This is a genomic window from Colwellia sp. BRX9-1, assembly GCF_014077195.1.
In the GTDB taxonomy this organism is placed as follows: Bacteria; Pseudomonadota; Gammaproteobacteria; order Enterobacterales; family Alteromonadaceae; genus Colwellia_A.
Window position 1 is genome coordinate 75,252 of sequence record NZ_JACGVM010000010.1, and the last position, 21,072, is coordinate 96,323.

A 21,072-nucleotide genomic window follows, 5' to 3' on the forward strand; every position below is an offset into this window, starting at 1 on the left:
ATCAGGATGACGCACCACAAGCATAATGTTGGATCTCATGATTATCGGACCCGTAGTAACTAGAGGTACTCTATTGATATGCCAATAAAAATCACTAAACCTACAAAATGATTATTCAAAAAAGCTTGAAAGCATTTATCACGCTCTCTATCGACAATTAAAATTTGTTGATAACAAAAAAATCCGGCCGCAATAACAAGACTCAGTTGATAAGGCCAACCAAATGCGAGCATTTCACCCACGCTCATTAACAAAGCTAGTGTAGCCAGTTGAAGAAATAGAATAATACGTTTGTCATGGCGACCAAATAGAATGGCCGTTGATTTTATGCCAATTTTTAAATCGTCGTCGCGGTCAACCATCGCATACATAGTATCGTAAGCTACCGTCCATAATAAGTTAGCGCTAAAAAGTAGCCAAGCAACTGTGGGGATTTCACCCATACCTTCGGCAAACGCCATAATCATCCCCCAGCTAAACGCTGCACCTAATACCACTTGGGGTAACTGGGTATAACGTTTCATAAAAGGGTAACTTGCTGCCAGTAACACCGCAACCACTGACAATTGAATGGTGAACCAACTTAAGGTTAAAACTAAGCCGAGCGCGATGCCAATCAACAAACCAAATAACGATAACGCATCGTTTGGCGTTAATATGCCAGTAACTAATGGCCTATGCTGGGTACGTTTTACTTGTCCGTCTACTTTACGATCTGCCCAGTCATTAATAACACAACCTGCGCTGCGCATAACAAAAACACCTAAGGTAAATACAGCTAGCCAATGTAAGGGTGGAAAACCATCGCCGGCTATCCATAATGCCCAATATGTTGGCCATAATAGTAAGTAGGTACCGATCGGCTTGTCGGCGCGAGTAATTTTTACAATGCCTTGCCACTTATCTGCAAAAGAATTTGTCATGTATTTTCCTGAAGATTTTTTATTTCTTTTTTATTTATCATAATTGATCAGTTTGATTAGTTTGATTAGTTTGATAAGCGAAGGCATTCGGTAAAAATATTTCAGCAACTAATAAAGGTTTATCATGCAGCATAAACGTTGAACGGCGTCCCCAGAGCTCGGTTTTAACTGGTAATTTAAGATGTTGTGCTAATGCTGATACGGTAGATATTGGAGAAAAAGACGAGATTTCAATGCATTTACGGGTTAACTCTTTTTTGCTAAACAGCACCTGTCCTAACGATTGGTTACCTAAGTGTGCTAACTGCTGCTCTTCACCGGTTAAGCTTTTTAAAGGCAGTAAGCTGCGGGCAAAGACTTGTGGCACATTGTCGCAATATAATATCACCTCACGCACTAACACTTGTTCACCTGCATTAATGTCTGCCGTTGCTTCTTCTCTTGTGCAAGGCTGAATTTTTTGCCCTAATACTTCAACACGAAAATGTTGGCAACATTGACTTAATCGAGCAGTCAACGAGCTTGGGTCGAGTAACCAACTTAATAGCGTTTCATTAAGCGATACTCCTAAAGGAGACTGCCATGCTGTATCGATAGTAATGGGAAATAATGGATGCGACTGGGTCATAACAACTAATTAATAACTATTTTATTAGACAATAACCTGCATATCATATCAGTATTGTTTAATTTATGCCGCTGGTAATTTGGTACACCTTGCCGACCAAATTCAAGTGGTGATTTCAAAGGTAGAAGAGCTCGCATCAATAGGCCACACGAAATAAGTTAGCCTATCAAACGGGTTATCCTTGAGGGGGTTTTAGCGCTTAGCGTTATAAAAATAAATAAAGCGAACAAATTTGCTAATAAAAGCTAATGATTCATTGTAATATAGTCGATAGTCTTTTCAATTCTCCAGTTAAATAGAGCGGCAAAATGAAAAATACCTTATTAATATTAGCGACATTATTGTCGTTCTCTTTTCCTTTATCTTCAGTAAAAGCGGCGGACTATGCTTACTTTGGTTTTGAACCCGCTATTATCACTAACTATGTAGCGGTAAAAAAGAAACTAGGCTATGTTCGTCTCACCGTTGAATTGATGATTGAAGATTCGGCAAATTATGAAACGGTTGAGCATCATGCACCGTTATTGCGCGATGCTATTATTGCTATTATTGGTCAGCAACCTGAAGCAAAAGTAAAATCGATTAATGGTCGCCACGAAATCCAGCGTTTATGTGAAGAAAAAGTGAAGAGTCTTTTGACACAAGAAACAGGTCAGCCGCTAATTAAAAAATTATTATTTACCCAGTGGCTAGACAACTAACAGTATATTAAAAGATCCCCGTAGGTCGGTAAAACTCAACCTACGGTTTTTTAATAAAGACCTAATGCCTTTTCATCAATAACACGTTGACTGCCGCTAACAAACAGCCACTTACTAATCCTAATCCGAATGAGCGCGCAGTATTTGCCATCATATTAACCGGCAAAACATTAGCCTAGCCCTGTTGATACAGACCTAATGCCTTTTCATCAATAACACGTTGACTGCCGCTAACAAACAACCGCTGACTAATCCTAATCCGAATGAGCGCGCAGTATTTGCCATCATATTAACCGGCAAAACATTAGCCTAGCCCTGTTAATACAAAACTAATGCCTTTTCATCAATAACACATTGACTGCTGCTAACAAACAGCCACTTACTAAGCCTAATCCGAATGAGCGCGCAGTATTTGCCATCATATTAACCGGCAAAACATTAGCCTAGCCCTGTTAATACAAAACTAATGCCTTTTCATCAATAACACCTTGACTGCTGCTAACAAACAGCCACTTACTAAGCCTAATCCGAATGAGCGCGCAGTATTTGCCATCATATTAACCGGCAAAACATTAGCCTAGCCCTGTTGATACAGAACTAATGCCTTTTCATCAATAACACGTTGACTGCTGCTAACAAACAGCCACTTACTAATCCTAATAAGTGCGCTGTATTTGCCATATTAACCGGTAAAACATCGGCATAGCCCAGTAAAAGCCAAAACAGTAAAAAGCCAATAATGGGCTTAGAGATCATTAAACCTTTTTCAGGTGCTAGCCAGCCATACCACCAAACATAACCCACTAAGCCATAAACCACACCAGACAGGCCGCCAAAGTTAGGACCTGAAACCATAAACTGCCCGAGATTAGAGAGCAGTGCGGTGATCAAAAATAAATTAATTAACGCCCCCTTCCCTAAAGTACGTTCAACACTGCCACCTAATTGCCACCACCACATAGTATTAAAGACAATATGTAACCATGAAAAATGAAACAGGGCGGGCCCTAAAAGACGTAATGGATAATCAAAAAAGGCCTCCATCGTTAACTTAGGATAGAAATGTAATAATTCAAAAGTAGGTCGAGCGAAACCCAACAAGCTCGCGATAAAAACTAACCAGCACAAAGCAAAAACAGTTAAGGTTACCACACCGGCATGAGCCAAAAACTGCTGTTTAAAGCTTGTTATTAATGACGGAGAGTTGTCTTGAACTTGTGAAACTTGTCCACTTTGCCATGCAGCTTGTTGATATTTTTCTTGGTAAGGGTCGGCAATAAATTCAGCAAAAATTTCTTTTGCTTGAGCTATTTTATGGCTTGCACAATAAATAACATAGTCGCTGTCATCCTTTTGCACTTTAGCATCGATATCTAAACTGGTTAAATAATTCGCAAACAACAAGGCAATGTTATGTTGTTTAACTTGTACTAAGGGACTTAGCTCATTTGCTGAATTATATTCCGACATTATGCTCAACTATTTAGTGTTCTATATCTTGTGGAAAACGTAATTGCCAATCAGTAAAGCCGCCATCGAGTGAATAAACATCACTGAAGTCTTGGCTAATAAGAAACTGTGCAGCTTGTTGGCTAGAAATACCGTGATAACAGCAAACAACAACGGGGGCATCTAAGTCGGCTTCACGAATGAAGTCGGCAAAGTTTTCATTACTCAAATGAATAGCACCAGGAATATGATTTGCTTGAAAAGAAGCCGCGTCACGAATATCAACAATGACATGAGTTTTATCAGTTAAACTCTCGTGTAAGGTGGCCAGTTGCATATGTTTGAAATTGGTTTGTTCAGTCATTTTTTATTTCCCTAAAAATTTACGCCGTTAATGTAGCATAATTTTACATCTAGACGTTACCATTCAAAACTCAGCAAAATACATATTGATTGGTAATAGCGATAAGACAACAAATATATTCTTTGTTGTTTACCATTTAAAGCATGTGCACTTATCGGTAACATAGACAATTAATAGCTTTATCGCTAACAACAATTTAATACAGGAAAACCCATGGGCTTTAAAATAGCAAATAATTCAATTCTCCGTTCAGATAATTACGCAGAGTTAGTACGTGGAAAAACCTATCCCTTTGAGAGAAAGGGCCATCAGCATCTTGCTGACAATGTTCCTCTATGGTTAACAGGTACTGACTGGACTGCTCGAGCAGAAATAAGCGTTGTAAGTCAGGCTATTGAAAATAACAATATTAAAGGGATATTTCGTGTTGACTACCTTTACCAGAAAGATGAGCAACAAATACTAACGAATACTTTTATTCGCATGTATGCAGGGCTAAATGATCCGTCTATCTATTTACTCTCATCAAATGCTGAATATCAACAAGCACTAAGTGCAGGTAAGCTAACGCGTGATTCGCTAACCAGCGAAGGTTTTATTCATGCGACGCCAAAAAGTCAGTTAAACCGTCTTGCCAATAAATATTATAAAGACAAAGAGCAGCCACTTATTTTGATTGTTGATAAAGAGTTAGTTATACCAGAAATAAAATGGGAACCTGCAAGCGGTGGCTTATATCCTCATATATATGGTCCATTAAACATCAATGCGGTCACTCGGGTTGAAAAAATATCACTTAATGAGGATGGAAATTTTTACCTCTAAAGATAGCCGCTTACTCACATTATCAATTGGCTAGTTAACCAAAAACAATAAAGCCAAAACACCGAGATGTTTTGGCTTTAACTCTTTCTTAAGCTCTAAAGCTGTTAACGAATCTTAGCGCCTATAGAACTTTCGCGATAGATTTTGCTAAGTAATCAACATTACTATTCGCAATACCCGCAATACTCATACGGCTTGAACCGACCATATAAATACTATATTCATCTTGTAACTGTTGCACTTGCTCAGGGGTTATACCTAAGAATGAAAACATCCCCATTTGACGGGTAATAAAGCTGAAGTCACGAGTCACACCGTTTTCGACTAACTTATCAACCAATAGTTGACGGTTACCATTAATACGGTCTCGCATTTCTTTTAATTCTACATGCCACTGGGTACGTAGTTCATCAGAACTTAAGATTGTTTCAACCAATGCGGCACCATGTGCTGGAGGCATAGAATAAATAACACGGATCACATAAAGTAATACGGACTGTGCAACATCAACTGCGGCAGATGTTTCGCCAATAATAGTACAAGCGCCAATACGTTCGCGGTATAAACCAAAGTTTTTCGAACATGAACTACAAACAATCATTTCTTTCGCGTGTTCGGCCATTAAACGCAAACCATAGGCATCTTCGTCTAAACCAACACCAAAACCTTGGTATGCCATATCGATAAGGGGTAAAAAACCAATGTCTTTAGCCACTTCAACAACTTGTTGCCACTGCTCATTGTTTAAATCCATACCACTGGGATTATGACAACACGCATGTAACAACACAGCATCATCGCTGCTGACTTCTTTTAATGCCGCTAACATGCCATCAAAATCAAGCGTTTTGTTTTCGTGGTCGTAATACGGATAGGTTTTAACGGTTAAACCAGCGGCTTCAAACAAACCGGTATGATTTGCCCATGTTGGGTTACTCACCCAAATAGTGGCACCAGCTTTACAAGACTTAATAAATTCAGCCGCAACACGTAATGCCCCAGTTCCACCGGGAGTAGAAACCGTGCGAGCTCTATTTTCAAGCAGCACTTTATGGTGACCGAAAATTAATTTACTCATCTCTTCATTGAATACAGGTGAGCCGGTAGGACCAATATAAACTTTGGTATCTTCGTGATCGTTACGATATTTTTCCGCCGCTTTCACACAGTCTAAAATCGCTGTATGACCTGCTTCATTTTTATAAACGCCCACACCCAAATCAATTTTATGTGGGTTTGAATCTTCACGATATTTAGCCAACAAGCCTAAAATAGGATCGGCTGGCAAAGCCTTTAAGCTACCAAACATGTCTCCGGTTACCTTATTCAATGACGGGATGTTCTTAATTGGGCGATTTCGCTCAACAAGAGAAATAAATCCCTGTGTTTAAAGCGCAAGCATAGCCCCAATAAGGTGAAATTTAAAGCGTTTAAACTAAAAAATTGCAGGAACTAATAGCACAAAAGGGACTAAGGAATAACAAGGATAACCTTGTTGTCTGTAATGACAAGTTTCGCAACAAATTATATCCAGCGTTTGTTGCGAAATAATCGCTGATAAAATCTTAGAAATTATTAGTAACTGCGGCGATAAAGCCAATAATACCACCAAATACACCTCCCCAAACAACCAACCAACCTAAGTGTTTGCGGATCATCGCTTGGATAATTTCCTTGACCAGTTGTGGTGTTAGTTCATTTAACCTTTGATCAATAATTTCACTGACTTTATCACGCATATCCGCCATAACACTCGGTTGCTCTAACTCATCCTTGAGGATATTGTTAAATTCTTCACTTTGTGAAATTTTACCGACGGTGATTTTCATTTTTTCAATAAACGGCTCTCGTAACGGCTGTAATGCTTCGCTGCCACCAACCATCGCTAACATGCCACCAAACGATGACTTTTCAATAACATCAACTAAGTCATCAAAAGCAGGATTCAAGTCTATTTTTTCAATGACGGGTGTTAAGTCTAAAGACACTAAACCACCTGAACCACCCGACAAAAATCGGTCAATATTTTCTTCAGTGAAAAACTGTTCCATCATCAGCTCTTTTATGGCTTTTTTAAAATCTTCAAAGCGCGCAGGAATAACACCAGAGCCATATAAAAAGGGTACTTTTTCAAAAAGCATATGTATAGCAATCCAATTAGTAAATGCCCCCGACAAGGCAAATAAGCCTATGGTAAAGAGTAAAGACTGCTCGAAAAAATAACCCGCTAAAGTAGCAAGCAAGGCGATAATATTAGTCATAAAGCTTTTATTCACTGAGTACCTCAAAATTAGTGTTGGTTTCTATCGCGCTATATTAACAATTGCATGGTTTTGCGCCAACTCTTTTACTGTATAGTAGCGGGTAAACAATAAAGATTAAGGAAACGTCATGAAAATCAGACTTATTTTAGCCATGAGTACATTACTGACTATTTTTAGCGCTGCTGCACAAACATCAAAAGTAGCTGATGAATGGCGAGCTTTAGATGTTGCAAGAACCGTATTACTGACACTACCACACGGAAAAGTTGTCATAGAACTGGCACCACAGTTTTCGCCTAAGCATGTCGAACAGTTTATAAAACTGACCCAATCAGGTCATTATGATGGTAATAAGTTCTATCGAGTGATCGACGGTTTTGTGGCGCAAGGAGGTCCTGAAGACGGCAGTCGTCAAGATAAGTTAGTACCAACATTAATCATGGAAGGTGACTTTACTACCGATGAAAACTGGCAGTTCACTAAAATTCAAAACAATGATTTATTCGCTGAACAAACAGGTTTTAAAGACGGATTTTCATTAGCTCATAACCCGAGTGAAAAAAAAGCTTGGTTAACGCACTGCCCTGGTGTCATTGCAATGGCTAGGGGGAATGACGCCGACTCCGGCACCAGTCATTTTTATATTGTTAATGGTCAAGCCACTCGCTATTTAGATCGAATTATGACTATCTTTGGTCGTGTGGTTTATGGCATGAACCACGTACAAGCCATAACTAGAACATCGGTTATTGAGGGTGATAAGCCTGTTGCTGAAAAAGATTATACCACCATGACAAGTATGAAAATGATGAGTGATGTGCCCAAAGAACAACAAATTTTATTAGCCGTAAAAAATACCGAGCACCCCGCTTTTAGTCAAATGATAGAAAAACAGAAAAAACGAGAAAATGCATTTTTCTACAAAAAACCACCACCCGTTTTAGATATTTGCCAAACGCCAGTGAAAAGCCGGATAATTAATTAAACCTTATCTAAAAGGTGGGGATGGCTTTGACCTTGAAAATGTTTTGCTATAAATTAACATGCAATGTAATAAATAATCTTGGTGAAATATGGACATAGCTAGATTAAAAAAACTATTATCTCATCAACAAGATATCTTATCTAAAATTGCCTTAGGTCGGCCTTTAAATGATGTGCTAAATGATATTTGTTTATCTATAGAAGAGCTTCTCGATGACAAGTCAGCGAGGTGCTCAATATTATCGATAAAGGACGAACAACTTTTTCACTGCGCTGCGCCAAATATTGATGATAAGTATTGTCAGGCTATTAATGGCGTACGCATTGGTCCAAAGGTAGGCTCTTGTGGGACGGCAGCATTTAGAAAGTCTCGAGTCATTGTTGAAGACATCGCAATATCCCCGTTATGGCAAGACTTTAAAGCACTCGCATTGAGCTATGGTCTTAAATCGTGTTGGTCAACCGCCATTATTTCCACACAGTCCAAAACTCTTGGTTCACTTGCCATTTATCATAGCTCTTCTAAATCCCCAACGGATAAAGATTTAGAGTTAATCGACTACTTCGTGCATTTTTCAAGCATCGCCTTAGAAAAAAATGTTGAATCACTTAACGCCAAACGACTGATTGCGGATCTACAAAAAAGTAATCAAAAATTCCAAGCTTTTACTCAGGTTATGCCTGATTTAACCTTAATATTGAGTGAAGATGGCGTATATACTGATATTTATGGCTCAGCTGATGAATTGTTATATGGTTCAGTTAACAAACTCATTAATAAAAATGTAAATGACGCCTTACCTAAAAAAGATGCACAGCCAATCATGTCGGTCATTGAAAAGACCTTAGCCACCAATGAAGTGCAAATTTTTGAATATCAGCTTGACGTTCTAAAAGGTAATATGACTTTCGAGGGGAGAACAGCCCCCCTTGACCATTATCAGCCAAACTTTCCTAATAAAAGGCATATCGTCTGGATAGCTAGAGATATAACGGTGCGTAAAGAGGCAGAAAAGGCGATTGAAAAACTGGCCTTTTTTGACCCATTAACCAACCTTCCTAATAGACGAATGCTCAACGAAAGATTGACAATGTGTATTGAAAGAATAAAACGTTCAAGCAAGACCGGCGCTTTATTATTTTTGGATATAGATAACTTTAAAAGGATTAATGACTCACTAGGACATAGCGCCGGAGATCAAATTTTAGTCGAATTATCGACAAGGCTTAGCGCCACTATAAGGGCATCGGATACTTTAGCTAGAGTGGGTGGCGATGAATTTATTATTTTATTGGAATATGTCGGTGAAAATAATGAGCAGGCCATTATAGAATCTGAAAAGGTCGCTCAAAAATTACACAGCGTATTCGATGAAAAATTTGAGTTAGGTGAATTAGCATTTCAGGTCAGTTGCAGCATAGGTATTAGCCTAGTTAACAATGGTAACTCATTAGTAGATAACATTTTGAAGTTTGCAGATACCGCTATGTATCGCGCAAAAATGAAAAAAGGTAATAGTTATAATTTCTATGATCCCGAATTACAAACCTTACTAGAAAAGCAGGCTGAACTCGAAACTGACCTTGTTAGAGCAATAGCTAATGATGAATTTTGTGCCTATTTTCAGCCGCAAGTAAACACCTCGGGTAAAGTCATTGGAGCAGAGGCACTTATTCGATGGAATCATCCCAGTAAAGGGCTGATCGCACCCAATGAATTTATACCTATTGCCGAACAATATGGGCTTATTCAAAAATTACAAAACATTGTTTTACTTGATATTTGTACATTAATTGCGCAACTGCGTACCGATAATATGATTGACGAGTTGTTCAGTGTTTCAATCAATATAAGTCATTGCCAATTTAACTCATCTACTTTAAAAACTGAGTTACTTAGTGCCATGGCTGGCTTCGATATACAACCATCACAGATTAAGTTAGAGATTACTGAGTCGATGTTGGCTGGAGATATTGATAATACCATTCAACAAATGCAAGAAATTAAAGCAAAAGGCTTTACCTTTTCCATAGATGATTTTGGTACTGGCTACTCTTGTTTAACACACTTAAGTGCTTTCCCGGTCAATGAACTTAAAATTGATAAAAGCTTTATCGATAAAATCTTAGATAATGGCACCGGCTTTAGTATCGTTAATACGATAATAACCTTAGCTAAAAGCCTTAACATAACCGTGGTTGCTGAGGGTGTAGAAGCGTTAGAGCAGCACGAGTTACTCAAAACGCTACATATTGATTCAATTCAAGGTTATCTAATTGCTAAGCCTATGACTAAAGGTGACTATCTAGCGTGGCATAAAATTAATATTAACCATCTCCAGCCGTTTATTAACACCACCCACTGATTTATAGCTGTTGATTCTACTTAAATTAATGCCGCTAAAAATTTATTTTTTTAGCGGCATTTTTACAATAGAAGCGATAATTCTGGTATCTAGGTCGCTAATGTAAACTACAAAAATTACCAGCCTTTAATAATAGACTACGTTTTAAAAGCTCGTTACCAGACGTTTTAACAATAAAAGTGGCGCTATTTTATTTGTATTTAATAACGATTAAACATTACCTTAGCCGTTAAACGCTTGCCCTAAAGCGCTAAGCGCATTGGCTCTTTTTTTAATGTTAACCGTCTCACGTTCAACCGTATTTGTTTGTTGAAGATTATTTTGAGAAGCATCACTGATGTTAATAATATTGCGGCTAATTTCCTGAGAAACCATACTTTGCTCTTCTGATGCTGTCGATATTTGTATGGCTAAATCAGAAATATCAGTGATCAATGAATATACCTTATCAACAACATCATGAGCTTCTGTTGCTTTTTCCACACAACTGTCCGCAGACTCTTTGCCTTTTGTCATAGTTTGCACCCATGATAAAAGTGTATTTTGCATTTCTGATATTGAGCTTTGTATTTGCTCTGTTGCCGCATGGGTTCTGCTTGATAACGCCCTAACTTCATCGGCCACCACCGAAAATCCTCGACCATGTTCTCCTGCGCGTGCGGCTTCGATTGCCGCATTAAGTGCTAATAAATTAGTTTGATCAGCAATGCCTTGTATTTCATGCATTATGCTGCCAACTTTTTCAACCTCACTGGCGAGCTCTGTTGCCGAAGACGCTGAATTTGCGACTTCTTCAGCCAATATATTGACTGTTTCCATGGTGGTGTGCATGGCTTTTGTGGCAATTTCACAATCTGAATGTGCTTGATTAACTTTTTGTGAAGTAAAGGTGGTGTTCTGGGCAACCTCGTCGATTGTTGCAACCATTTCTTCAACAGCTGTCGCGACTTGGTGTAATTCAGCCGTTTCTTGTTCAACACCTTCTTTAGCTATTCTCGCCGCTTGCTCAAGCGTACTCGCGCCTGCACTGAGTAAATCACTACTGTCGGTAATACGGCCTAAAATTGTTTTAATTTTACCTTCAGCCATTTTCAAATGAAAATCGGCAATACCTTGAGGTTTGCTTCCACAATAAATTAACCGTGAAAGACTGTCATAGTCTCTGCTGAGTTTTTTGAAATATTTAGGCGTATCGATAATTTCATTTTTATAAATTATAAAGGGTAGTAAAGGTAATAAAAACATCATGTATGGATAATAAAGAGCACTGAACAATGTTGTTATACTTGCGCCAAAGTAGGCTGCATTTTTAATACTGGCATTTTCGTACCACTTATTTAAAGACTTGCCCGCTTGTAGTGCTTGATAAGATAATATGGCATTACTTTTAGTTTTCTCGTCTAAGCGTGTTCTTACTGATTGAAAACCAACTAGCTGACCTGACTCAAAAATAGGGGTAATAAAAGCATCAACCCAGTAATAACGGCCATCTTTGCAGCGATTCTTAACAACACCTCGCCAAGGTAAGCCCGATTCTAAATTAGTCCATAAATCTTTAAAGGCAGCCTTAGGCATGTCTGGATGCCTTACAATGCTATGATTTTGTCCAACGAGTTCATCAAGGGAATAGCCGGCAATTTTACAAAAGTCTGGGTTCGCGTAAGTAATGACACCCTTTTTATTTGTTGTTGAAATTAACTCTACACCGTTTTCAAAATTAACTTCTTCATTAATAATCGATTGCTTTTGTCTTGTCATAGATAAATCCTTTTGTATGAATTTGTTGTTTTTATATTTTAGTTAATAAAATGATAAGATCAACAATATCAACAAAATATACTGATTTTGAAGGGATATTACATAAAAAAATAGGAAATTGAGCCACCTTGGCGTTTTAATAAAGGGAAATAGAGCAATCGATAGTTAGAGCACGATAAACCTTAGTACTTTTGTCTGCTGGTTATTTATACCAAATTTTTAAAATATCAAAAACACGCTCACCTTCGGGTGTCTGTACTACGACCTCGTCATCAACACACTTACCTATTAATGCCCTTGCCATTGGTGAATCAAGACTTATTTCACCTTTTTTAACGTCCCATTCATCAGGCCCCACCACTCGATAGGTGAGTTCTTTGTCGTCTTCATTAATTAGCGAGACCCAAGCACCAAAATAGACTTTACCTTCTTGCTTAGCATCATAATAGACAATCGTTAAGTCCTCGGTTCGCTTAACTAAAAATCTTACGCGTCGGTCAATTTCACGTAAACGCCTTTTACCATAAATGTATTCTGCATTTTCACTTCGATCGCCCAGAGCAGCGGCTTCTGAGACAGATTTAGTGATAAGAGGACGCTCTTCCTTCCATAAATATTTCAGTTCTTTATCTAAGCGATCCCAGCCTGCGCGGGTAATATAGTTACTTCGTTTCATATTTTTTAAACACGGATAAGCAGAATATTTATTGTGACAGGATTAAGCTGATCTGGCCATACTCAGCAATAAAAAGATAGCAGGTTTAAAATAAGCATCATCGCTCTTTGTAATCCGTAGCAACCCGACATTGTCTACATGGATCTAGGACTATGATTTGTCTAGAATAAAATGACGTGCAATAAGCACTAATGCAGCGAAGGCGTGGATGCCTAAGAGCTGTTATGAACGTTCATCCTGAACATAAAAAAGCCTTAACGTTTATCGTTAAGGCTTTATATCAATCACTCAAAGAGCAATAAGTCAGATTAGATTTCGTAATCAATCACTTCATAACCTAATGCTTTTAGTTGGGGTTTCAATGTTTTAGCATCACCAACAACAACCATTAACATTTCCGCTAAGTTTAAGTGTTTCTTTGCTAGCGTATTTATTTCTTCTGCACTGATTGTTTCAACAATCTCTGCTCGCTCTTGCACAAAACTTGGCTTTAAATCGTATTCTAAGATTTGCGCTAAGAAACCTAATTTTGCCCGTGGTGTTTCATATTTCAACGCATCTCTTTGATTAATTGAATTACGCATAAAGCTTAATTCTTCCGCGGTGATACCTTGTTCGTTGTAGCCTTTTATTTCGTTAACAAACTCAATAATTGATTTATCGGTAACATCAGCACGAACTTCAGCAGAGGCGGTAAATGTACCAGAGAATTTGTCAGCACTAAAACCAGAACGTGCGCCGTAGGTATAACCTTTATCTTCACGAAGGTTTAGGTTTATACGACTATTAAATGCACCACCTAAGGTGAAGTTCATTAAATAAGACTTGTAATACTCGCCGGTAATATCTTGAGTCATTGAGCGTTTACCAATGCGAATCGCGGATTGCGCGGCACCCTCTTTATTCACTAAATAAATAACACCCGCTTTTGTCTCAGGTTTAGCCAGTGTTAGCACTAAGCTTGATCCTTTACCTTGCCAGCTAGAAAAGACGTTAAGTGATTTAATTAGCGCTTTTTCTTTCAAGTCTGATACGACGATTAACTGACTATCACTTGGTTTTACTTGCTGTTCGTAGAAGGCTTTAACATCTGCTAAGGTAATATTATTGAGACTTTGCTCGGTACCTTGGCTTGAAGTTGCTGCAATGTTGTCAGCTTGCAATAATTGACGATAAGCTGTTGAGGCTAAATAACCTGCATCTTTCTTACTATTAATTGCGCCCTGAATAGCATTACTTTTGTTGCGTGAAAATTCCACTTCAATGAATGCTGGGTGCATTAATTTTTCATTAACCAGTGCCATTGTCGCATCAAGATTTTTAGTTAGTGTACTGACATTAACATTCAAGTATTGATTACCTGCATAGATAGCGATTGAACTACCTAATTTTTGTAATTCATTGCTCATTTCTTCGGCGCTACGTTTGGTGGTCGATTCATTTAATGCACTAGCAAGTAACGAAACAACGCCTGCTTTGTCTTTGTCAGAATAATAATGACCTGCAGGAATCTTTAACAATAATGATGTCGTTGGAGTTTCAATGCTTTGCGTACCCAGCACTTTAATACCATTGGCTAACGTTTTGTTCCACATCTGTGGTACAGCGACTGATTTATTGGCAGCTGAGATTGGCATTTTACTGCGATCAAAATTATCTTGCGCTTTGCGTACCACTAAACTCTCTGCTGAGGTTTCAGATGTCTGACCTTTACTACGCGGTGCAGGAATAAAATTATCTTGTGCTGCAATTAGATCCAGTTTGCCTTTAGGCACTATGCTCATGATCACCGCATGTTGGTCTTTAATATACTTTTTAAAGACCCGCATAACATCAGCCTTAGTAACATTGGCATAACGTGCGATATCTTTTTCGATGTAATTTGGATCGCCCTTAAATGTTTGATTAGCCGCAAGTGTACTCACTTTGCCTGAAACACTTTGTAAACCGAAGATGAAGCTTGCTTCCATACTCGCTTTAACTTTCGCTAGATCGTCGTCTTGTACGCCACGCTCTTCAAATTCAACTAAACTGTCGCGAATCACTTTTTCTATATCTGCTAATGTTTTTCCTGAAGCCGGGTGTGGTAACGCTAACAAAGTAAAGGTACAAGCTAGTTCGGCACAGGGATGCCCCACTGAAGCTTGAACCGCTAATTGATTTTTCACTAAGTTTTTATAAAGCAAAGATGTTTTACCGCCACCTAAAATACTTGATAAAACGTCAAGTGGGGCTTCATCTGCATGGCGAACAGAAACGGTTGGATAAGACATATACACTAAAGGTAAATGAACATTATCTTCCATAGAAATATAACGATCTTCGTTTATGGTGAATGTAGGTTTTTCAGGCATAGCGATTTCAGGTCCGCGTGGGATAGACCCGAAATACTGTTCCACTAAGGCTAACGTTTCTTTTGCGTCAATATCGCCACCTATGGTTAAGGTTGCGTTATTTGGACCATACCATTTTAAGAAAAATGCTTTTAGGTCGTTAACATTTACACGATCTAGATCCTCTAAGTAACCAATGGTTTGCCATGAGTAAGGATGCCCTGCCGGATATAACGCTTCAGCAACTCTCTCTCCTAATAAACCGTAAGGACGATTATCATAACTTTGTCCTCTTTCATTTTTTACAGTTTCACGTTGTACTTCAAATTTTTCTTGCGTTACCGCATCAACCAAAAAGCCCATACGGTCTGACTCTAACCACAACATTTTTTCTAGTTGGTTAGCTGGAACCGTTTGAAAATAATTAGTTCGATCACCGTTAGTTGTTCCATTTAAGGTACCACCAGCTTCAGTTATTAATTTAAAATGCTGTTCGTCGGCTACGTTTTCAGAACCTTGAAACATCATATGTTCGAAAAAATGAGCAAAACCTGACTTACCTAACTCTTCGCGAGCAGAGCCAACGTGATAGGTCATGTCAACATGAACTAAGGGATCAGAAGCATCTTTATGAAGAATAACCGTCAAACCATTACTTAAGGTATATTTTTGATAAGGAATAACAGTTTTACCCGCTTCTGCCGTTACTTGCTCAACAAAATTCACACCTGCTGGTAATGTTACTTCAGCCATGGTGGTGGTTGGCGCGGTTTGTTCACATGCTGCTAAACAAGTTAATAGCAATGGGATGCTCCATTTTTTCAATTTATGCTCCTTGGTGGCTTTATTATTTATATAAATATATTTTCTCGCGCTGAACTTCTGCGCCAGTATCTAACTCTAATATATGATTTGCTCACTTGCTTTGCCAATGATATTTCTGTTTTGCAATACTTTGTTACTTATTTGTTAACTTTTAAATTTAGAACAAAAAAAAGACAACGGCTGTTGTCTCAATGATTGTCAGGAAGAATATTAACTACTCTTCTGGTTTCTTATCTTGTTTTTTATCTTGTTCTTGCTGTTCTTTTGTTTCAGTTTTCACTGGTTCATGACCTTCGCCGCCACAGCCTCCGCAACATCCCATTGTATTTTCCTGTTGAATAATGTTGGTAAGATTATAGCTAAGCCTCAACTCGCCAAAATTGATCAAAATCATCAAACGTCTAATAACTTCATTCTTTTACTAACACCTAAACTTTTATAAATATCTTATTTAATGAATGTTGCTCTGCTAAATACTTGCATTAAACAACAAGTGATATCATAATGATATCACTTGTTAAAATCTTACTGAGAATAATATGATTACGGAAAAAGAAATCAAAGCGCCTAATGGCATTATGTTTATTTTTGTTTTATTGGCATTACAGATTGGTACTTTCACCTTGTTAATTAATAACATAATAAATAACAATGTCACACTTGCCATTATTAGTTTACTGGTCACCCTTGCTATTTTTATTTGCTGGTTTGGTTTTTTTATGGTCAATCCCAAAGAAGCTCGGGTTATGCAATTGTTCGGTAAGTACGCGGGTACCGTTCATGATTCAGGCCTCCGCTGGGCTAACCCTTTTTACACAAAAATGCGCGTCTCTTTGCGGGTTAGAAATTTCGAAAGTAGTAAACTAAAAGTTAATGACAAAAATGGTAACCCCATTGAGATTGCTGCGGTCATTGTCTGGGAAGTAACAGATACCGCTGAGGCCGTTTTCCAGGTTGATGATTATGAAGATTTTGTCTCAATTCAAAGTGAATCTGCATTACGTAATTTAGCCACAAGTTATGCGTACGATCATCACGAAGATGACGATATTTCTTTACGCAGCGATCCGACTCAAATTTCAGCAGCATTAAAAATTGAAGTGCAAGACCGGTTAGAAAAAGCTGGAGTCACTGTAATTGAATCTCGTATTAGTCATTTAGCTTACGCGCCAGAAATTGCCAACGCTATGCTAAGACGCCAGCAAGCCATGGCAATTATTGCTGCACGTAGAACCATAGTCGAAGGTGCTGTCGGTATGGTAGAAATGGCATTAACAAAATTAGAAGAGCGTCAAATTGTAGAACTTGATGCAGAAAGAAAAGCCGCTATGGTGAGTAACTTATTAGTTGTTCTATGTAGCGACGAAGCGGCACAACCTGTAGTAAATACCGGCAGCTTATACTAATCGTCAATTGAGTGAGAAATATTGTGGCAAAAAAAGCATATCCTCTTCGCATTAATGAAGAAATTCTTTCTGCCATGCAACGCTGGTCTGATGATGAATTACGCAGTTTAAACGCGCAAATAGAGTACGTGCTGCGTGATGCCTTAAGAAAGTCTGGCCGAACTAAGCCTAAACCGATAGAGGCTATTATTGATCCTAAAAGTTAATCTTGTTTTTAAATACCCGTAAACGGATGATCGACAGTGATACGTTATTAAGTGGTGTCGATCATTCATATACTGAAATATAATTACATAAGATATAGTTATCAAATTTTAGACAAAAAAATACCGATGACAATGCCATCGGCTTATAAGCTATGAGGAGAGCTTGAATATACAAATTATTACAACAAGCGTTCACAAAAGAACAACTACATTATAGAGTAATCATTCTACTTTTGTAAAGCGCTTTATGTAATTAAATTACATTTTAGTTTTAAAACCACCAAAAAATAATATTGCATAGTTAATGCGCCTGCTCCCAGTTATCACCAATACCTGCCTCAGCAATGAGGGGGACTTTTAACTTCACCGCATCATTCATAATTTCAACAAGCTTCGCCGTTGTTTCATCAACGATGTCTTGATGAATTTCAAATATCAACTCATCGTGTACTTGCATTGTCATTTGAATACGTGGGTCTTGCTGGATTTGTATCCATTCATCTACAGCTAACATCGCTTTTTTAATGATATCAGCGGCAGTGCCTTGCATAGGTGCATTAATAGCGGCACGTTCAGCGCCTTTTCTACGCATCGCATTTTTAGCTTTAATATCAGGTAAATATAAACGACGACCGAAGCATGTTTCCACAAAACCTTGCTCTGCAGCTTGCTGACGCGTGTCCTCCATGTAAGCCATAACATTAGGGTAACGTTCAAAATACTTATCCATATACTCTTGCGCGCGATGGCGAGGCACATCAAGTTGTTTTGCTAAACCAAACGCTGACATTCCGTAAATCAAACCAAAGTTTACTGCTTTAGCGCTACGGCGTTGATCAACCGTTACCTCGGCCAAATCGACACCAAATATCTCAGCCGCTGTTGCTTTATGCACATCTCGCCCTTCTGAAAAGGCAGAGACTAATCCTGGATCATCAGATAAATGCGCCATAATACGCAGTTCTATTTGAGAATAATCTATCGCGACAATTTTATGATCTTTGGGCGCAATAAAAGCTAAGCGAATTTTTCGACCCTCTTCACTACGAATTGGGATATTTTGAAGATTTGGATCGGTCGAAGATAAACGCCCTGTTGCCGCAACGGCTTGTTGATAAGAGGTATGTACTCGACCTAACTTGCACACTAACAAAGGAAGCTTGTCAGTGTAAGTCGATTTTAACTTACTCAATCCTCGGTTTTCTAAAATAACTTTCGGTAAAGGGTAATCTAACGCCAGCTCTTGTAACACTTCTTCTGCGGTTGAAGGTGCACCTTTGGGCGTTTTCTTAATAACCGGAATTTTTAACTCTTCAAACAATATTTTTTGTAGTTGCTTGGGTGATGATAAGTTAAACGTTTGTCCGGCAATATCGTGTGCTTGAATTTCTAATTCTTGTAAGCGCATACCAAGTGCATGGCTTTGTTCATTCAACAAATCAGAATCGATTAGTACACCGTGTTGCTCCATACGCGCTAAAATAGGTAACAAAGGCATTTCAATGTCGGTAAATACTGATAATTGATCTTTATTTTTTTCTAACTTAGCATAAATGGCTTGGTGCAAGCGCAAGGTAATATCGGCATCTTCGGCGGCATAATATCCCGCTTTTTCAATTTCAATTTGGTTGAAAGTTAATTTTTTAGCGCCCTTGCCAGCAACTTCTTCAAAACTGACCGTCTTGTAGCCTAAATATTTAGTCGCTAATGCGTCCATATTGTGGCGAGTCGCAACACTGTTTAAACAATAAGACTCGATCATGGTATCAAAAGTAATACCTTGCATTTCAATATCGTAACGTGAAAGCACGTTAACATCATACTTTAAGTTCTGACCGACTTTTGCTTGATTTTTATCTTCGAGAAGTGGTTTTAATTGTGCCAAGACCCAGTCACGGTCGAGCTGTTTGGGCGCATCAGGATAATCATGCATAAGCGGCACATAAGCGGCAGTTCCAGCTTCGACAGAAAACGATAAACCCACTAACTCTGCTTTCATATAATCGACACTGGTTGTTTCGGTATCAAAGGCAAAGAGATCAGCATTTTTTAATTTAGTCAGCCATGAAGTAAACTCAGCTTCGCTAAAAATAATTTGATAGTCAGTTTCAATATCATCTGCTGCAGGTGTTTCTTCTACAATCGAGTCAACACTTGAGGTTTGCTGTCCGGGTGAACCCGCAATAGCAGATTCACCATTTTGTAAGTCTGCTAATAACCGGCGCAATTCAAATCGAGTGTATAGCTCAGTTAATTTTTCAACATCGGCAACGCCTGGCTGTAATTGATCAGCGGTTTGCTCAAGCGGTACATCAAGTTTAATGGTTGCTAATTCATAAGAGAGGGGTAAAAACTCAAGTGCTTCACGTAAATACTCACCAATCTTACCTTTTACGTTTCCGGCATTAGCAATCACATTTTCTAAATTTTCGTGCTCAAGCAACCATTTTACTGCTGTTTTGGGACCACACTTATTAACCCCTGGAATATTATCGACTTTATCACCCATTAACGCGAGGTAATCAATAATTTGATCTGGGCGGACACCAAACTTTTCAATAACACCATCAACATCCATTTTTACATCGGTCATGGTATTAATAAGCGTGACATGCTTATCAACGAGTTGCGCCATGTCTTTATCGCCAGTTGATATAACGGTATCGATACCCGCTTTACTCGCTTGTTCTGCCAAAGTACCAATAACGTCATCGGCTTCGACGCCATCAATCACCAATAGCGGTAAACCCATAGCGGCAACAATTTCATGGATTGGTGCAATTTGAGTACGAAGATCGTCGGGCATTGGTGGACGATTCGCTTTATATTCAGGATACATGTCATTACGAAAGGTCTTTCCTTTCGCATCAAATATCACAATAACATTGCCATTTGGATAATTTTTTTTCAGACTTTTTAGCATGTTTAACACGCCAGTAATCGCACCGGTAGGTTGACCATCTTTTGTCGATAATGCTTGTAAATATGGAACATGATAAGCACGGAATAAGTACGAAGAACCATCTACTAAAATGAGTGGCGATAAAGCAGAATTTGTCATGATGATATGTGACTAGAAGTGAAATTTGGCTAAGGATGCCATACTCAGTACATTCTCTCCACTTAATCTATAAAATTAGTCGCAAAAGATCGTAAAAATTGTGGATAAGTATGTTGAAAACAACGTAGAAAACCATAACAACCAAATGGCTATTACGGTAAATTTGTAGGTAACATCTTATTTTTATTGAGAAAAGGTAGTTTGAAATTCCTTTTTCACATATTTATTATTATTTTTATTTATGTGGATAAAAATTTATCCTGTACGTTTTCAGCATCTTATTAATTGTGTGTTTTTTGTGCT

The 21,072-nt window shown here is 38.3% G+C and carries 16 protein-coding genes; 6 read left to right on the top strand and 10 right to left on the bottom strand.

Going from position 1 to position 21,072, the window contains the following annotated elements; genetic code table 11:
* Positions 1–59: 59 nt before the first annotated feature.
* Together ubiA and H4J76_RS11010 are read right to left on the bottom strand one after the other, a co-directional pair.
* Positions 60–923 carry a 4-hydroxybenzoate octaprenyltransferase gene (gene ubiA / locus H4J76_RS11005; protein WP_182215350.1) on the bottom strand — a complete coding sequence of 288 codons (864 nt, stop codon included), beginning with the start codon at positions 921–923 and terminating at the stop codon, positions 60–62.
* A gap of 37 nt (positions 924–960) precedes the next feature.
* Entirely contained in the window at positions 961–1,551 is a 591-nt protein-coding gene (locus H4J76_RS11010) for a chorismate lyase (RefSeq protein WP_182230595.1), read from the bottom strand.
* 308 nt (positions 1,552–1,859) lie between these two features.
* On the opposite strand from H4J76_RS11010, the gene H4J76_RS11015 reads away from it, so the two are divergent.
* Entirely contained in the window at positions 1,860–2,252 is a 393-nt protein-coding gene (locus tag H4J76_RS11015) for a flagellar basal body-associated protein FliL (protein ID WP_182215347.1), read from the top strand.
* 597 nt (positions 2,253–2,849) lie between these two features.
* On the opposite strand, the gene glpG is transcribed toward H4J76_RS11015, so the two are convergent.
* Positions 2,850–3,722 carry a rhomboid family intramembrane serine protease GlpG gene (gene glpG, locus H4J76_RS11020; protein ID WP_182230596.1) on the bottom strand — a complete coding sequence of 291 codons (873 nt, stop codon included), beginning with the start codon at positions 3,720–3,722 and terminating at the stop codon, positions 2,850–2,852.
* A 13-nt stretch (positions 3,723–3,735) separates the two neighbouring features.
* A complete protein-coding gene (glpE, locus tag H4J76_RS11025) occupies positions 3,736–4,065 on the bottom strand; it encodes a thiosulfate sulfurtransferase GlpE (protein ID WP_083277969.1) in 330 nt (109 codons plus the stop codon).
* Between the two features lie 213 nt (positions 4,066–4,278).
* Here glpE and H4J76_RS11030 point away from each other — a divergent pair, with 213 nt between their 5' ends.
* A complete protein-coding gene (locus H4J76_RS11030) occupies positions 4,279–4,890 on the top strand; it encodes a DUF952 domain-containing protein (RefSeq protein WP_182215344.1) in 612 nt (203 codons plus the stop codon).
* Positions 4,891–5,011: 121 nt separating this feature from the next.
* Here the strand turns inward: H4J76_RS11030 and H4J76_RS11035 are convergent, their stop codons facing one another.
* Together H4J76_RS11035 and H4J76_RS11040 are read right to left on the bottom strand one after the other, a co-directional pair.
* Positions 5,012–6,199, bottom strand: coding sequence for an amino acid aminotransferase (locus H4J76_RS11035; protein WP_182172491.1), 1,188 nt, complete (start codon positions 6,197–6,199; stop codon positions 5,012–5,014).
* 256 nt (positions 6,200–6,455) lie between these two features.
* The gene (locus tag H4J76_RS11040; RefSeq protein WP_182215342.1) at positions 6,456–7,166 is read right to left on the bottom strand and encodes a DUF445 family protein; all 711 of its coding nucleotides are present in this window, start codon (positions 7,164–7,166) and stop codon (positions 6,456–6,458) included.
* 115 nt (positions 7,167–7,281) lie between these two features.
* Here H4J76_RS11040 and H4J76_RS11045 point away from each other — a divergent pair, with 115 nt between their 5' ends.
* Together H4J76_RS11045 and H4J76_RS11050 are read left to right on the top strand one after the other, a co-directional pair.
* Positions 7,282–8,139, top strand: coding sequence for a peptidylprolyl isomerase (locus tag H4J76_RS11045; RefSeq protein ID WP_182215340.1), 858 nt, complete (start codon positions 7,282–7,284; stop codon positions 8,137–8,139).
* A gap of 88 nt (positions 8,140–8,227) precedes the next feature.
* Entirely contained in the window at positions 8,228–10,504 is a 2,277-nt protein-coding gene (locus H4J76_RS11050; RefSeq protein WP_182215339.1) for an EAL domain-containing protein, read from the top strand.
* 222 nt (positions 10,505–10,726) lie between these two features.
* Here H4J76_RS11050 and H4J76_RS11055 read toward each other — a convergent pair whose 3' ends face one another.
* The 3 genes from H4J76_RS11055 to H4J76_RS11065 all read right to left on the bottom strand — a co-directional run bounded on the left by H4J76_RS11055 (position 10,727) and on the right by H4J76_RS11065 (position 16,024).
* A complete protein-coding gene (locus H4J76_RS11055) occupies positions 10,727–12,262 on the bottom strand; it encodes a PAS domain-containing methyl-accepting chemotaxis protein (RefSeq protein WP_182215337.1) in 1,536 nt (511 codons plus the stop codon).
* A 202-nt stretch (positions 12,263–12,464) separates the two neighbouring features.
* A complete protein-coding gene (greB, locus tag H4J76_RS11060; RefSeq protein WP_182215336.1) occupies positions 12,465–12,938 on the bottom strand; it encodes a transcription elongation factor GreB in 474 nt (157 codons plus the stop codon).
* Between the two features lie 308 nt (positions 12,939–13,246).
* Positions 13,247–16,024, bottom strand: coding sequence for a pitrilysin family protein (locus H4J76_RS11065; protein WP_182215394.1), 2,778 nt, complete (start codon positions 16,022–16,024; stop codon positions 13,247–13,249).
* Positions 16,025–16,635: 611 nt separating this feature from the next.
* Between H4J76_RS11065 and H4J76_RS11070 the strand changes: the two genes are divergently transcribed.
* Together H4J76_RS11070 and H4J76_RS11075 are read left to right on the top strand one after the other, a co-directional pair.
* The gene (locus H4J76_RS11070) at positions 16,636–17,502 is read left to right on the top strand and encodes an SPFH domain-containing protein (protein WP_070375218.1); all 867 of its coding nucleotides are present in this window, start codon (positions 16,636–16,638) and stop codon (positions 17,500–17,502) included.
* Between the two features lie 23 nt (positions 17,503–17,525).
* Positions 17,526–17,708, top strand: coding sequence for a hypothetical protein (locus H4J76_RS11075; RefSeq protein WP_220465239.1), 183 nt, complete (start codon positions 17,526–17,528; stop codon positions 17,706–17,708).
* A 301-nt stretch (positions 17,709–18,009) separates the two neighbouring features.
* On the opposite strand, the gene polA is transcribed toward H4J76_RS11075, so the two are convergent.
* Positions 18,010–20,769, bottom strand: coding sequence for a DNA polymerase I (gene polA, locus H4J76_RS11080; protein ID WP_182215334.1), 2,760 nt, complete (start codon positions 20,767–20,769; stop codon positions 18,010–18,012).
* Positions 20,770–21,072: the final 303 nt, after the last annotated feature.